Origin of the sequence: Nonomuraea sp. NPDC049758 (assembly GCF_040674635.1) — a bacterium.
GTDB lineage: Bacteria > Actinomycetota > Actinomycetes > Streptosporangiales > Streptosporangiaceae > Nonomuraea.
The window spans coordinates 156726-171934 of record NZ_JBFAMZ010000016.1 but is presented as its reverse complement, the minus strand read 5'-3'; the positions used below and the strand labels follow the sequence as shown (position 1 = coordinate 171934).

Genomic DNA, 15209 nt, shown 5'->3' with positions numbered 1-15209 from the left:
TCCATGCATGACGACCGCACACTGGTCGAAGCCCGTCTCAAGCGCGTGCTGGACGAACGTCTGCGCCCTGCCGTCTACCCCGAGTCCGTGCCGATGGACGTGCGCGTCTGGACCGCGCCGGGCGAGCCCGTACCCGTCGCCGAAGGGCTCGCGGCCCCGACCGAGCCGATCGCGGTCGGCGCGGCGTGGGGCGCGCCGTGGGCGACGAGCTGGTTCACGGTGACCGGCACCGTCCCGCACGCCTGGACGGGCCGGACCGTCGAGGCGGTGCTCGACCTCGGCTTCGACGAGAACATGCCGGGCTTCCAGTGCGAGGGCCTGGTCTACCTGCCCGACGGCACGCCCGTGAAGGGGCTCAACCCGCGTAACCAGTGGGTGCGCGTCGGTGCGCCGGTGACCGGCGGCGAGCAGGTTGAGCTGCGGATCGAGGCGGCCTCCAACCCGGTCGTGCTCGACTACAAGCCGTTCGTGCCCACCCTGCTCGGCGACAAGGAGACGGCGGGCAGCGAGCCGCAGTACCGGCTGGCGCGCATGGACCTGGCCGTGTTCGACGAGACGGTGTGGAACCTGATCCTCGACCTGGAGGTGGCAGGGGAGCTGATGCACGAGCTGCCCGCCGACAGCGGCCGCCGCGCGGAGCTGACCCGGGCCGTCGACCGTGCCCTGGACGCGATCGACCTCCAGGACGTCAACGCCACCGCCGGGGCGGCCCGCGCCGAGCTGACCGGCGTGCTGTCCGCGCCCGCCGTGCCCTCGGCGCACCGGATCAGCGCGGTCGGGCACGCCCACATCGACTCGGCCTGGCTGTGGCCGCTGCGCGAGACCGTCCGCAAGGTCGCCCGTACCGCCTCCAACATGACGGCGCTGCTGGCCGACGAGCCGGAGTTCGTGTTCGCGATGTCGCAGGCCCAGCAGTGGGCGTGGATCAAGGAGCACCGGCCCGAGGTGTGGGCCAAGGTGACCAAGGCCGTGGCGGCCGGGCGGTTCGTCCCGACGGGCGGCATGTGGGTGGAGTCCGACACGAACATGCCCGGCTCCGAGGCCATGGCCCGTCAGTTCGTGCACGGCAAACGCTTCTTCATCGACGAGTTCGGCGTCGACAACGAGGAGGTGTGGCTGCCGGACACGTTCGGGTTCGCGGCCGGGCTGCCGCAGATCATCAAGGCGGCGGGCTCGAAACGGCTGCTCACGCAGAAGATCTCGTGGAGCCGGACGAACACGTTCCCGCACCACACGTTCCTGTGGGAGGGCATCGACGGGACGCGGGTGTTCACGCACTTCCCGCCGGTCGACACCTACAACTGCTCGATGAACGGCCGGGAGATCGCGCACGCGGCCCGCAACTTCAAGGACAAGGGCGTCGCCCGGCACTCGCTGGCCCCCACCGGCTGGGGCGACGGCGGCGGCGGCACCACCCGCGAGATGGTGGCCAAGGCCGCCCGGCTGCGCGACCTGGAGGGCTCGGCCACCGTCACCTGGGAGACCCCCGCCGGCTTCTTCGCCAAGGCCGAGGCCGAGTACCCCGACCCGCCGGTCTGGGTCGGCGAGCTCTACCTCGAGCTGCACCGGGCCACGCTGACCAGCCAGGCCAAGACCAAGCAGGGTAACCGGCGCAGCGAGTCGCTGCTGCGCGAGGCCGAGCTGTGGGCCGCCACGGCCGCCGTGCGGGCCGGCGCGCCCTACCCGTACGAGCAGCTGGACCGCATCTGGAAGACGGTGCTGCTGCACCAGTTCCACGACATCCTGCCCGGCTCGTCGATCGCCTGGGTGCACCGCGAGGCCAGGGCCACCTACGCGGCGCTGGCCGACGAGCTGACCGGCCTGATCGACGACGCCCAGCGGGCCCTGGCCGTAGACGGCCCCCACGAGCTGGTCTTCAACGCGGCCCCGCACGCCCGCGACGGCGTCCCGGCCGGCGGCGCGGCCCCGGCCGCACCGGGGACCCCGACGGCCGTGGAACCCCGCGAGGACGGCGGCTTCGTGCTGGACAACGGCCTGCTCAGGGTCGAGGTGGACGGGCGCGGCCTGATCGTCTCCGCCTACGACCAGCGGGCCCGGCGCGAGACCCTGCCCCCCGGCCAGGCCGCCAACCTGCTCCAGCTGCACCAGGACTTCCCCAACATGTGGGACGCCTGGGACGTGGACGAGTTCTACCGCAACACGGTCGCCGACCTCACCGCGGCCGACGAGGTGACGGACGGCGAGCGGCCCGGCTCGGTCCGGGTCACCCGCTCGTTCGGCGGCTCGTCCGTCACGCAGGTGATCTCGCTGGACGGGCGGCGGGTCGACATCGCCACCGAGGTCGACTGGCACGAGACGGAGAAGTTCCTCAAACTGGCCTTCCCCCTCGACGTGCGCGCCGAGCGCTACGCCGCCGAGAGCCAGTACGGCCACGCCTACCGCGCCACCCACACCAACACGAGCTGGGAGGCGGCCAAGTTCGAGGCGTGCAACCACAAGTTCGTGCACCTGGAGGAGCCCGGCTGGGGCGTGGCCGTGGTCAACGACTCCACCTACGGCCACGACGTGACCCGGACCGTGCGCGAGGACGGCGGCACCACCACGACCCTGCGGGTGTCGCTGCTGCGCGCCCCCCGCTTCCCCGACCCCGAGACCGACCAGGGCAGGCACACCTTCCGGCACGCGCTGCTGCCCGGCGCGACGATCGGCGACGCGGTGCGCGAGGGCTGGTTCCTCAACCTGCCCGAGCGGGTCCTGTCCGGCGCCGCCGAGGTGGCGCCGCTGGTCACGGTGGACGACGACGCGGTCGTGATCACCGCGGTCAAGCTCGCCGACGACGGCAGCGGCGACGTCGTGGTGCGCTTCCACGAGTCGCGCGGCGGCCGGGCGGCGGCCACGCTCACGGCCGGCTTCCCCGTCACCTCGGTGACGGTGACCGACCTGCTGGAGCGCCCGCTGGCCGAGCCCGAGCGGCCCGGCCGGTCGATCCCGGTGACGTTGCGGCCGTTCGAGCTGGTCACCCTGCGGCTCGGCCGCTGACCGCACGTTCCCGGTGAGGGGCGCCCGTCCGGGCGCCCCTCACCTGCGTTCACGGCGGAGTCGTCGTCAGGGGGTGTAGACGGCGGAGCTCCCGTACAGCTTGTTGGTGAACGCCGAGATGTAGGAGGCGGTGTTCGCCGAGGTGAGGTTGTAGGTGAGGAACACGCCGTACCCCTCGGTGACCGTACGGCGGGCCAGGGAGGCGGCGGTGGAGGAGCTGGTGCCGGTGAACGACACGGCGGCCGGCGACAGGCGGGACCTGGAGGTCGGGCCGTTCGGCACGGACCAGGTGCCGTACCAGGGGTTCCAGGCGTAGTCGAAGGTGTTGTTGATGCTGACGCCGTTGTAGGACAGGCGGTCGGCGGCCGGGCCGATGTCGTACAGCGTGATGAGCTTGTTCGGCAGCTTCTGGCGCAGGGCCTGGACCAGGTAGACGAAGGAGAAGTCGTTCGGCTGGCCGGTGCCGTTCCTGCCGTACTCGACGTACTCGTCGTCGAAGTCGATGCCGTCGAGCCCGTACGTCGTCACCACGTCGGCCAGTTCCTGGGCGAACGCGTCGGCGGCCTGCTGGGACGGGAAGTTCGCGAAGCCGGCGCCCTGGTGGTTGCCGAGGATGGACAGCAGGACCTTGATGCCCCTCTGCTGCAGCGGGCGGACCTCGGTCGCCACGTTGTCGAGCACCCGCTGCACGTTCTCGTTGCAGTGGAGGTAGGCCTTCGTGCCGTCGTAGTTGATGTTGGCGGCGAAGATGACCGCGATGTCGAACACCTGCGCACCGCCTCGGGCCAGCGTGTACTTCGCGACGTTCGTCATGCTCTCGCTGTTGACCTCGATGTAGACCACCGAGAGCGGGCCGGTCTTGCCGGCCGCGCGGCTCTCGGCGTGTGCCGCGGTGGGTAACGCGGCACCCGCGGCGGTCGCGGCCAGCGCTGCCAGCAGGGTCCTTCTCCGCATGAGCGGTGAACTCACGATCGACTCCTCAGGGCATGGGGGGATGATTTGCTATATCGGTTAAGTCCAGTCCACTCGTTCTCGCGAGGCTGCGTAGGGCCTGGAGATAAATCGGTATAGCGCCTCGATCATCGGCAGCCCGGAGCCCGCTGTCAAGGTGTCGCCGGGGCGGAAAAGGCGTCGCGGGCGCTGGAGATTTCTCTGGTGGTAATGTTCCGTATATCCAAATATTTAGATGTATGGAGCAGTGATGGAGAAGGTGCTGATTGTCGGTGCCGGCGCGCTGGGGCAGGTCTTCGGGGCGTGGCTGGCCGCGGGCGGGGCCCGGGTCAGCTATCTCGTGCGGCCGGGCCGGGAGGGCTGGGAAGGGGCTTCGCTGTACCGGCTCAGGCGGGGGCGGGCGCCGGTCGCCGAGCGCGTCACGCCGTACGAGGTGCGCAGCGAGCCGCCCCGCGAACGGTGGGACATGGTGTGGCTCTGCGTGGACTCCCCGGCGCTGCGCGGCGACTGGACGGGCGCGCTGCGCGCGGTGACCGGTGAGGCGACGGTGGTCACCATCGGCCAGGATCCGGGCGATCTGCGCACCCTCGCCGGCGTCTGGCCGCGGGAGCAGATCGTCCAGGTGGCCCCGACGGTGCTGGCCTACCAGGCTCCGCTGGAGCGCGAGGTTCCCGCGCCGGGCGTGGCGTACTGGGTGCCGCCCGGCACGGCGACGGGCGTCACCGGAGCACGCGCCCCGCGGGTCGTCGCCGCGCTGCGGGCCGGCGGCGTGCGGGCCAGGCGGGTGACCCGGGCCGGCGCGGGGGAGCTCACCGCCGCCCGGATGATCCCCTACATCGCCGCGCTGGAGTCCTCCGGCTGGCGGCTGCCCGCGTCGGGCCCGCGGTTGCGGGGCGCCGCCGCGGCCGTCCGGGAGGCCGTCGCGGTGGTCTGCGCCCAGCACGGGCTGCGCGCTCCCGTCCTCGTTCCGTCCTGGGCCGTGGGACTGGCGTTGCGGGTGCTGCCCCGGCTGCTCCCCTTCGACCTGCGCCGCTACCTGGAGACGCACTTCACGAAGGTGGGCGCGCAGACACGCCTGATGCTGGACGGCTGGATCGCCGAAGGGGCCGCCAGGGCGCTGCCGGTCGGCCGCCTGTCCGCCGTGCGCGACTCGTTGCCCGCATGAGCGGCTCGATCGAGGCCCGGGACGTCCTCGCGCTGTTCGCGCGGACCCGGCCGCTGTTCACCGCCCTGGGGGACGAGCGCAGGCAGGAGATCGTCGTCCATCTCCTGGAGTCCGCGGAGCCCCGCAGCGTCGGCGACATCGCCGCGCACCTGGAGCTGTCCCAGCCCGCCACCTCCCACCACCTCAAGATCCTGCGCGACGCGGATCTGCTGACGGTGCGGCGCAAGGGCACCCTGCGCCTGTACGACCTCAACGCCGACGCCTATCCGGAGCTCCTGACGCCCCTGCGCGACCTCATCACGACGATCATCTACTGCGCCTCCGGCCTCGGCGAACAGCCGGGCGGTCACTAGAGATCGACGACCGCCCGCGCGCCTTCCCGTCCCGGTCTGTCACATCGGGACCGGCTGTCCCGTCCTCGCAGTGCTGTCCATCCAGCTGAGGAGATCTCCGTGACACACCCCCACAGGCGACGGGCGAAGGAGCAGGGGCGATGAAGGTACTGCTGGCCGGGGCGACCGGCGCGATCGGGCTTCCGCTGCTGTCGGCGCTGGCCGCGTCGGGGCACGACGTGGTCGCCGTCGTCCGCGATCCCGCCAAACGGCGGCTCGTCGCCGGACGCGGCGCGGACGCCGTCGTCGCCGACGTGCTCGACCGGGACGCGCTGCTGCGCGCGCTCGACGGGCACGCCGCCGACGTCGTCATGCACCAGGCCACGGCGCTGCGTGGCGCCTCGCGCAGGCTGCGCCCCGACGACCCCACCCTCGCCCTGCGCGACCGGGGGACCGCGCACCTGCTCGACGCCGCGCGGGCCGTCGGCGCGCGCCGGTTCGTCACCCAGTCGCTGATCACCGGGTACGGCTACCGCGACCACGGCGACCGCGTGCTGACCGAGGACGACGAGTTCGGCGTGCACGTCGGCACCGTCGCCGACCTGGTGACCGACTCCAGCGTGGCGACCGAGAGCCAGGTGTTCGCCGCCGCAGGCATCGAGGGCGTCGCCCTGCGTTACGGCATGTTCTACGGCAGGAACGCCTTCAGCGACCTGTTCGCCGACCTGATGCGCAAGCGGGCACCGGTGTTGCCGCGCGGCAGCACGGGCACCACCTCCTTCGTCCACGTGGACGACGCCGCGGCGGCCGCGGTCGCGGCCATGGAACGCGGCGGCGCGGGGCAGGCGTACAACATCGTGGACGACCGGCCCATGAGCTGGCGCGACTTCCTGACCGCGGTCGCCCGCGCGCACGGCACGCCGCGTCCCGTCGTGATTCCGAGATGGCTGGTCAGGCTGGCCGTGCCGTACCTGGGCTGCCTGCTGATGGACACCACGATGCGGGTCTCGCACGCCAAGGCCACCCGCGACCTGGGCTGGACCCCGGTGCACCCGAGCGTTCCCGACGGACTGGAGGACATGAGATGACGAACGGTTACAGCAGGCCGGCCAGGATCTTCGTCCAGGTGGCCGTGGCGGTCGGCGCGCTGACGATGCTGGGCTTCGGCGTGTGGATGCGCCTCGACCCGGCCGGTTTCGCGGTCTTCGCCCGCTTCCCCAATCACGTGCACTTCCTGCACGACGCCGGGGTCTTCCAGATCGGCATCGGGCTGATGATGCTGAGCGCGCTGGTGTGGCGCGACGTGCTGTCGGTCGTGCTGGTCGGGTTCCTCGTCGCCAACACCCTGCACGTGGTGAACCACGCGGCCGACCTGGACCTCGGCGGCAACCCGGACAACTGGTGGCAGCTCGCCCTACTCTCCCTGCTGGCGCTGGCCGCGCTCGTGGTGCACCGCGGGCAGCTCAGCCGCCGGTCACGGGCGCAGAGGTAGGTCAAGGGTGGTGGGTGTCCGGTAGCTTGCGACAATCCGCGTGACGCGACATGAAGGGGTGCTCATCGTGACATCCGAGACGAACCCGGCGGCTGACTTCAGCGAGTGGGATGCCGCGCTGGCCGGTGCGTTCGAGATCCTGCTCGGCGGAGAGCCGGCCGTGCACCCTGCCGCCGGGTACGGCGTGTACTACGGCTCGGACACCTTCGACGAGTTCCTGTTCCCGAACGCCTGGGCCACCGCCGACGCGCTGTCCGGCCGGGCGGCGAGTACCCTCCAGGATCCGGACGGTGAACACCCCTTCTCCCCCTGGACCTGGCGGTTCGACCTGGGCGGGTCGCTGTTCTGGTTCGACCCCGATCTGCTGGCGGGAACAGGGCCGTGGGGCGAGGACGGGCACAAGGGCCCGCGGCCGTTCGGCGACGCCTTCGTCGCCGACCTGCGGGCCGCGTCCGCGGCCGACGAAGCCGGTGAGGTCCTGGTGCCCGGCGCACAATTGGGACCACTCCTGGGCCGCCACGGCGTCGATCTGACCGGCGGGGAGTGCGAGAGACTGAACGGCTGGCTGACCGTGCTGCTGCGCGTCGCCACCGACGGCACCCTCACCGACGCGATGCGGGCCGCCACGTTCACCGAACGTGGCCCCGGCCACCTGGTTTCCGTCTCCGACCTGCGGTACGCCCGCTCCGCCGTCGAGCCCTGGGAAGAGCGCCTGGGCGCGGTCGCGCATCCCGCGCTCCGCGACCATCTCCGCATGCTCTGTCTCGCCGAGGACGACGCGCGCAGCGAGGGTGGCTTCTACCGCGGCAACGGCCCCTGGCCGTGGACCGACGTCCTGGAGGCGGTCGGCTGCTCGCTGGTCGCGGGCTGGGGGTTCGGCGAGTTCCAGGCCGGCGCCGCCGTCGTGCGCTTGCCGGACCAGCCGGAAGCACGCTGACGACCTAAGCAAGTCATATCACCTGACTCGCATAAAAATGACAACTAGGCATTGCTGATATCTCAACCCGCTCGTACTGTGATCCCAGTCGCTCCGTTGAACGAAGGAGATCCAGTGCCCCCCCGTCACGATCCTCGACCGGCCGGCTGGCGAGTCGGCGCCGACATCGGCGGCACCTTCACCGACGTCATCGCGCTGGGGCCGGACGGCCAGGTCGTCCCCATGAAGGTGTTGTCCACCCCGCCCGACTACGGCGCCGGCGTGGTGGCGGCGACCACCGGCGTGCTCTCCCTGGCCGGTGCCCGGCCCGAGGCCGTGGTCGCGATGCTGCACGGCACGACCGTCGCCACCAACGCCATCCTGTCGATGAACGGCGTCCGCACCGCGGTGGTCACCACCCGCGGCTTCCGCGACGTGCTGGAGATCGGGCGGCTGCGCCGGCCGGTGCTCTACGACCTGTCATGGTCCAAGCCCGAACCCCTCGCCCGGCGACGCGACCGGCACGAACTCGACCAGCGGATCACGGCCGACGGCCGGCTCGGCCCACCGGCGAGCGAGGACGAGATCCGCGCGCTGGCCGGACGCCTGCGGGCGGACGGCATCGAAGCGGTGGCCGTGTGCCTGATCAACTCCTATGTCCGCCCTGACGAGGAACGGCGGGTCGCCGCACTGCTGCAAGCCGAACTGCCCGGCGTGTACGTCACGGCGTCGGTCGACGTCTCCCCGCAGCCGCACGAGTTCGAGCGCATGAGCACCGCCACCGTCAACGCCTACGTCGGCCCCACCGTGCACGGTTACCTCACCCGGCTGGAGGCGGGGCTGCGCTCGGCGAAGGTGCGCGCGCCCCTGCTGGTCATGCAGTCCAGCGGCGGACTGCTCGACGCGGCCTCCGTCGCGCGGCGGCCGGTGCAGATCATCGAGTCCGGCCCGGCGGCCGGTGTCACCGCCGTGCAGAAGCTCGCCCAGCTGATCGGCCTGTCCACGGTGGTCGCGTTCGACATGGGCGGGACCACGGCCAAGGCGTCCCTGATCGAGCACGGTGAACCGTTCGTCTCGGCCGACTACGAGGTCGGCGGCGGCATGAACGGCGCCCGCGGTCTCAGCTCCGGCGCCGGGTATCCGGTGCGGGCGCCCTCGATCGACATCGCCGAGGTCGGATCCGGCGGCGGCAGCATCATCTCCGTCGACGCGGCGGGCGCCCTGCACGTGGGGCCCGTCAGCGCCGGCTCGCGTCCCGGTCCTGCCTGCTACGGCCAGGGCGGCGAGCTGCCGACCCTGACCGACGCCAACGTGACGCTCGGCTACCTCAGCCCCGACGCGCTGGCCGGCGGCCGGGTGGCGATCCATCCGGAGCTGGCCGTGAAGGCGTTGTCACCGGTGGCCGAGCAGCTCGGCGACGACGTGGCGGGCGCCGCGCGCGGCGCGTACCAGGTGGCGGTGTCGAGCATGACGACCGCGGTCAAGGCGGTCACCAGCGAACGAGGGCGTGACCCGCGGGAGGCCACCATGGTCGCCTTCGGCGGCGCGGGCCCTCTCTACGCCGCCGCGCTGGCCCGCGAACTCGGGATCTCGACCGTGCTCGTGCCCGTGCACCCGGGACTGTTCAGCAGCCTGGGCCTGCTCGTGGCCGACACCGAACGCCAGGAGCTCACCCCGTACCGGGCCGGCTTCGCCGACGTGGGCGCGCTCGCCGCGGAGTTCGCGCGGCTGTCCGCCCATGTACGCGACCAGCTGGGCGCCGGCGCCGTCGTGGACCGGCTCCTGGACATGCGCTACCGCGGCCAGCGGTTCGAACTGCGGATCCGGGTGCCCGACGGCGACCTCACCGAGGACCTGCTCGCCGAGACGCGGTCCCGTTTCCACGCCGAGCACCGGCGCACCTACGGCCGGGCCGGCACGGACGAGCTGGTGGAGCTGGTCAACCTCCGGGTGCGCGGCCGGCTCCCCACCCAGGTGTCCATCGCGGACGTGCTGAGCCTGCCCCTCGCCCCCGGCGGCGAGCCCGCCGTCCGCGAATGCCGGTTCGACCGGACCGTGCCCACGCCCGTCGTGGGCCGGTCGGATCTCGGCCCGGAACCGGTCGAGGGGCCGATGGTCATCGAGGACATGGACGCCACCACCCTCGTCCCGCCCGGCGCCCGGGTGCACCGAGACCGGCTCAACAACATCGTCATCACCTGGAGCGCCTCATGATCCGCGACGCCGTGACCTTCGAGGTCTTCCGCAACGCCGTCACCGGGATCGCCGACGAGATGGCGATCACGATCCTGCGCACGGCTCACTCGCAGCTCGTGGCCTCCAGCATGGACTTCTCCGCCGCCCTGTGCGACGCGCAGGGCCGGGTGATCGCCCAGGCCAACACCCTGCCGGTGCACCTCGGATCCATTCCGGACGCGATGGAGGCGATCCTCGACGAGTTCGGCGACCGGATCCGTCCGGGAGACGTCTACCTGCTCAACGACCCGTCCCTGGGCGGCATGCACCTGCCCGACATCTTCGCGGTCGCCCCGGTGTTCGCCGCGGAGGACCTCCTGGGCTTCGCGGTCACGGTCGTCAACCACACCGACGTCGGCGGGTGGGCCGCCGGTTCGATGGCCGTGCAGTCGACCAGCATCTTCGCCGAAGGGGTGCAGATCCCGCCGTCGTGCCTGGTCGAGGCCGGCACGGTCAACGAGACGTTCCTGCGGCTGATCCTGCGCAACGTGCGCGAGCCCGAGCTGCTGCGCGGCGACCTCGAATCCCAGCTCGCGGCCTGCCACACCGGAGCCGAGGGGCTGCGCGCCCTAGCGGCGCGGCACGGCGTCCACGGGCTCGCCGCCCTCGTCGACGAGCTGCTCGACTACTCCGAGACCCTGCTGCGCGCCGCGCTCGCCGAGGCCGTCCCGGGCGCCTACGAGTTCCTCGACCACATCGACGACGACGGTCTGGGGTCCGGGCCGATCCCGATCCGCGTCAAGGTCACGCTGTCCGGGGCCGGGATCGAGCTCGACTTCACCGGCTCCTCGCCGCAGGTGGACTCCGCGCTCAACGCGACGGCCTCCTTCACCCGCTCCGCCGCGTACGCCGCCCTGCAGGGCGTCCTCGCCTCCGACATCCCGGCCAACAGCGGCTTCTACCGGCCGTTCAGTTTCGTCATCCCGGAAGCCTCCATCCTCAACGGCCGGCGGCCTGCCGCGCGCGGCGCCCGCGGGCTCGTCGGCTTCCGGATCATCGACGCCGTGCTCGGCGCGCTCGCCCCGGTGTTCCCCGCTCGGGTGCCGGCCGCCGGGGAAGGCGGGCCCGACGGGATCGCGATCGGCCTCGTCGGGCCGGACGGGGAGTCCATGGTGTTGTGGGACCCGCTGGCGGGCGCGTGGGGCGCGCGTCCCGACCGCGACGGCGTGGACGGGATCAGCTCGCTGGGCGCGAACCTGACCAACACGCCGGTCGAGGAGCTGGAACGCTCCGGTCACCTCCGCATCGACGGTTACGGCTACCTCCCCGACAGCGGCGGAGCGGGCCGCTGGCGTGGCGGCCTGGCGACCTTCCGCGACATGACGCTGCTGGCGGCCGAGGCCAAGGTGCAGATCAGGTCCGACCGGCGCAAGTTCCTGCCGTACGGACTGGCCGGCGGCGCGCCGGGAACCCCCTCGCTCAACATGCTCGACCCCGGCGGTCCCGGTGAACGCGTGCTGGAGTCCAAACCGCACTTCGAGATGACCGCGGGGACCCGCCACCGGCACGTGACCGCCGGCGGCGGCGGGCACGGCGTCCCCCTCGAACGCATCCCCGAACTGGTCCTCGAAGACGTCCTCGACGGCAAGGTGACCCACGAGGGAGCCGAACGGGACTACGGCGTCGTGATCACCGCGGACGGCGTGATCGACCGGGACGCCACCGCCAGGCTGCGAGGCCGGGCGCGCTGAAGCCGCCGCACACCCCCCACACCGATTGGAACCCCCCATGAGTTCACCCGTCGCGACCCCACCCAGCACCGTCTCACCGCGCACCTGGCGCAAGGTGGGCGTCCGGATCATGCCGCTGGTCGGCCTCGCCTACGTGGCGAGTTACATCGACCGCGCCAACGTCGGTTACATCGCCGCGCCCATGTCCCGTGACCTGGGCCTCGGCAGCGGCCAGATCGGCCTGGCCGCCGGACTGTTCTTCATCGGCTACGTCCTGTTCGAAGTGCCGAGCAACATGATGCTGAGCCGGTTCGGCGCGCGGAAGTGGATCGCCCGCATCATGATCACGTGGGGGCTGGTCACGGCGGCGACCGCGGCCGTGAACTCCCCGGCCACACTGTTCGTGGCGCGGCTCCTCCTCGGGTTCGCCGAAGCCGGTCTGGCCGCCGGGATCCTGCTCTACCTGACGTTCTGGTTCCCGCGCCGCCAGCGGTCCTGGGCGCTGTCGACCTTCATCGTGATGATCCCGCTGTCCTCGATCATCGGCTCTCCGCTGGCCGCCGCGCTGCTGGAGTGGGGCCAGAGCCTGTTCGGCATCGCGGGCTGGCGGGCGCTGTTCCTCGTCGAGGGCATCCTGACGGTCGTCGTCAGCGTCCTGATCTTCGTCTTCCTGCCGAACCGCCCGGCCGACGCGCGCTGGCTCGACGACGAGGAGAAGGCCGCCATCGAGAACGTCCTGGCCGCAGAAGCCGCGGAACAGCGCGCCCGCGGGGCGCTCACCGGGCTGCGCCAGGCGCTGACCAGCGGCCGGGTGTGGGCGATGGCCGTGACGTGGTTCGCGATCGCGTTCGGGCTCTATCCGCTGCAGTTCTTCCTGCCCACGATGATCAGGTCCATCACGCAGAGCGTCGGTGACTCCGCCGACGTCAGCAGCGTGCTGCTGTCCGCGATCCCCTACGTGGTGGCCGCGGTCGCCCTCCTGACCTGGGCCCGCCTCGCCGCGCGCTGGACGGCGGTCACGGCCACGGCCGTCCCGATGGCCCTCGGCGCGGCGGGGCTGCTGCTGGCGACCTTCACCAGCAGCGGCACGCTTTTCGTGCTCGCCGTCTGCCTGAGCGTCGCCGGGATCATCACCGCGATGCCGCAGTTCTGGCGGATCCCGGCGATCGGCCTGACCGAGGCGGCCGCCGCCTCCGGCATCGCCCTGATCAACTCCGTCAGCAACGTCAGCGGATTCATCGGTCCCTACTTCACCGGGACGATCGCCTCCGCGACCGGCAGCTTCACGTACGCGCTGCTGGCCATCGCGATCATCATGGCCGCCGGGCTGGTCGTCCTGCTCACCGCGGGCCGCCGGATGGAGCGGCTGGACGGGAGCCCTTCATGACCGCCGCCGACCGGCAGGGAGGCAGGGCGTGAACGCCGCGCTGCTGCACCGGCTCCGGGCCGAGCTCGACGAACGCCGGGCGACCACTGGGCTGCGCCGCGACCTCGTGGTCTCGGGCCCCCAGGGGCCGGCGCTCGGCATGGACGGCGAGTGGCTGGTGAACTTCGCCTCCAACGACTACCTCGGGCTCGCCGGCGACCCGGAGGTCCTCGACGCGGCCCGGCGGGCGCTGCGCGAGACCGGGCTCGGGGTGGCCGCGGGCCGGGTGCTCTGCGGCACCCGGGCCGTCCACGGCGAGCTGGAGGCGTGCATCGCCGAGCTGGTCGGCGCCGAGGACGCCGTGCTCCACAACTCCTGCTTCGACGCGAACCTCGGCCTCTTCGACGCCCTGCTCGGCCCGCAGGACGTCGTCCTCAGCGACGCGCTCAACCACGCCAGCCTGATCGACGGCATCCGCCTCACGCGGGCCCGGCGGCGCGTCTTCGCCCACGCCGACCTCGACGAGCTCGAACGCCACCTCACCGAGTTCGCCGGCGCGCGCCACCGCCTCATCGTCACCGACGGCGTCTTCAGCATGGACGGCGACGTCGCCGCGCTGCCCCGGCTCCGCGAACTGGCCGAACGCCACGACGCGGTGCTCGTGGTCGACGACTCGCACGCCACGGGGGTGCTGGGCGCGACCGGCGGCGGCACCCCCGAGCACTTCGGACTGAGGGGACGCGTCGACGTGCTGACCGGGACGCTCGGCAAGGCACTGGGCGGCGCAGCCGGCGGCTTCGTCGCGGGCGACCGCGCGCTGGTCGAGACGCTGCGCCAGGTCTCGCGGCCGTACATCTTCACCAACGCCATGGCCCCCGCGCTGGCCGGGGCGGCGCTGGCGGCGATCCGCATCGCACGACGGCGTCCCGATCTGCGCGAACGCCTGGCTGCCAACACCGCCTGGCTCCGCCGGGCGCTGTGCGACCTCGGCTACGAGGTGCCGCCGGGGGAGCATCCGATCATCCCCGTGATGCTGCGCGGCGGCACGCTGGCCCTCGACGTGGCGGCGGCGCTCCGCCGCGAGGGCGTGCTCGCCTTCGCGCTCTCCCACCCGGTCGTCCCGGCCGGCGAGGAGCGGATCAGGGTGCAGGTCTCGGCCGCGCACACCGCCGGCCAGCTCGAACGGGCCGCAGCCGCCTTCGGCCGGGCGCGTGCCGTCCTGGCCGGCTCATGAGCACCGCCGAGGGGCTGCGGGCGCCGACCAGCGCCGACGGCCGCGAGCTGGCGGGCCGGGTCGCGATCGTGACCGGCGGGGCCCGCGGCATGGGCCTGGCCGCGGCACACGCGCTGGCCCGCCGCGGTGCGACCGTCGCGGTGTTCGACCTGGCCGCGCCCGGCCCGGAAGAGCTGGCGGCGACGCTGGCCGTGCCGGCGGACCGCGTCCGGTCGCTCGCGGTGGACGTCACGGACGGCGACCAGGTCGAGCGGGCGTTCGCCGCGCTGCTGGCCGGCCGGTCGCGGCTCGACATCCTGGTCAACGCCGCGGGGGTCGCACCGCCGACCCCGTTCGAGGAGATCACCCGGGCCGAGTGGAACCAGGTGCTGGCGGTCAACGTGCTCGGGACGGTCCTGTGCTGCCAGCAGGCGCTTCCCGCGATGCGCGCCCGGAGCTGGGGCCGCATCGTCAACTTCTCCTCCACCGCCGGCAAGACCATCAGCACCGCGGGCGGCGCCCACTACACGACGGCGAAACACGGCGTCCTCGGGCTCACCCGGCACCTGGCGAAGGACTACGGACCCGACGGGATCACGGTGAACGCCGTCTGCCCGGGACTCATCGACACCCCGATGGCCCGCGCGCTGCTGCCCGGAGAGGCACTCGAACGCGCCACCCGGTCGTTCCCGGTGCCCCGCGTCGGGCAGCCCTGGGAGGTCGCCGAGCTCGTCGCCTTCCTCGCCTCGGACCGCGCGGCGTACATCACCGGGGCGGCCATCGACATCAACGGCGGCGACCTGATCGTCTGACGCGCCGCCGCCGATCACCCGCAACCAGCACCCCTCGAGAAGGTGAGCTTTCTGTGA

12 protein-coding genes are annotated in these 15209 nt (G+C 72.4%); 11 read left to right on the top strand and 1 reads right to left on the bottom strand.

Going from position 1 to position 15209, the window contains the following annotated elements; all coding sequences use genetic code 11:
* Positions 1 to 3 precede the first annotated feature (3 nt).
* Positions 4 to 3000: a glycoside hydrolase family 38 C-terminal domain-containing protein gene (locus tag AB0J46_RS35370; protein ID WP_364338445.1), complete on the top strand. Its 2997-nt coding sequence runs from the start codon at positions 4 to 6 to the stop codon at positions 2998 to 3000.
* 66 nt (positions 3001 to 3066) lie between these two features.
* Here the strand turns inward: AB0J46_RS35370 and AB0J46_RS35365 are convergent, their stop codons facing one another.
* Positions 3067 to 3969 (bottom strand): endo-beta-N-acetylglucosaminidase H, encoded by a 903-nt coding sequence (locus AB0J46_RS35365; protein ID WP_364338444.1) that lies wholly within the window; start codon positions 3967 to 3969, stop codon positions 3067 to 3069.
* 232 nt (positions 3970 to 4201) lie between these two features.
* On the opposite strand from AB0J46_RS35365, the gene AB0J46_RS35360 reads away from it, so the two are divergent.
* The 10 genes from AB0J46_RS35360 (at position 4202) to AB0J46_RS35315 (ending at position 15152) form a co-directional block, all read left to right on the top strand.
* Positions 4202 to 5116 carry a 2-dehydropantoate 2-reductase N-terminal domain-containing protein gene (locus AB0J46_RS35360; RefSeq protein WP_364338443.1) on the top strand — a complete coding sequence of 305 codons (915 nt, stop codon included), beginning with the start codon at positions 4202 to 4204 and terminating at the stop codon, positions 5114 to 5116.
* Entirely contained in the window at positions 5113 to 5469 is a 357-nt protein-coding gene (locus AB0J46_RS35355; RefSeq protein WP_364338441.1) for a metalloregulator ArsR/SmtB family transcription factor, read from the top strand. Before AB0J46_RS35360 ends, AB0J46_RS35355 begins: the two co-directional genes overlap by 4 nt.
* Positions 5470 to 5609: 140 nt before the next feature.
* Complete coding sequence (locus tag AB0J46_RS35350; RefSeq protein ID WP_364338440.1) at positions 5610 to 6536, top strand: NAD(P)-dependent oxidoreductase; 927 nt, start codon at positions 5610 to 5612, stop codon at positions 6534 to 6536.
* The gene (locus tag AB0J46_RS35345; RefSeq protein ID WP_364338439.1) at positions 6533 to 6940 is read left to right on the top strand and encodes a hypothetical protein; all 408 of its coding nucleotides are present in this window, start codon (positions 6533 to 6535) and stop codon (positions 6938 to 6940) included. Before AB0J46_RS35350 ends, AB0J46_RS35345 begins: the two co-directional genes overlap by 4 nt.
* Before the next feature lie 67 nt (positions 6941 to 7007).
* Positions 7008 to 7877: a hypothetical protein gene (locus tag AB0J46_RS35340; RefSeq protein WP_364338438.1), complete on the top strand. Its 870-nt coding sequence runs from the start codon at positions 7008 to 7010 to the stop codon at positions 7875 to 7877.
* Between the two features lie 114 nt (positions 7878 to 7991).
* Entirely contained in the window at positions 7992 to 10070 is a 2079-nt protein-coding gene (locus tag AB0J46_RS35335; RefSeq protein WP_364338437.1) for a hydantoinase/oxoprolinase family protein, read from the top strand.
* The gene (locus AB0J46_RS35330) at positions 10067 to 11782 is read left to right on the top strand and encodes a hydantoinase B/oxoprolinase family protein (RefSeq protein ID WP_364338436.1); all 1716 of its coding nucleotides are present in this window, start codon (positions 10067 to 10069) and stop codon (positions 11780 to 11782) included. Before AB0J46_RS35335 ends, AB0J46_RS35330 begins: the two co-directional genes overlap by 4 nt.
* Before the next feature lie 37 nt (positions 11783 to 11819).
* The gene (locus AB0J46_RS35325) at positions 11820 to 13148 is read left to right on the top strand and encodes an MFS transporter (RefSeq protein ID WP_364338435.1); all 1329 of its coding nucleotides are present in this window, start codon (positions 11820 to 11822) and stop codon (positions 13146 to 13148) included.
* A gap of 28 nt (positions 13149 to 13176) precedes the next feature.
* Positions 13177 to 14361 (top strand): glycine C-acetyltransferase, encoded by a 1185-nt coding sequence (locus AB0J46_RS35320; RefSeq protein WP_364338434.1) that lies wholly within the window; start codon positions 13177 to 13179, stop codon positions 14359 to 14361.
* Entirely contained in the window at positions 14358 to 15152 is a 795-nt protein-coding gene (locus AB0J46_RS35315) for an SDR family NAD(P)-dependent oxidoreductase (protein ID WP_364338433.1), read from the top strand. Before AB0J46_RS35320 ends, AB0J46_RS35315 begins: the two co-directional genes overlap by 4 nt.
* Positions 15153 to 15209: the final 57 nt, after the last annotated feature.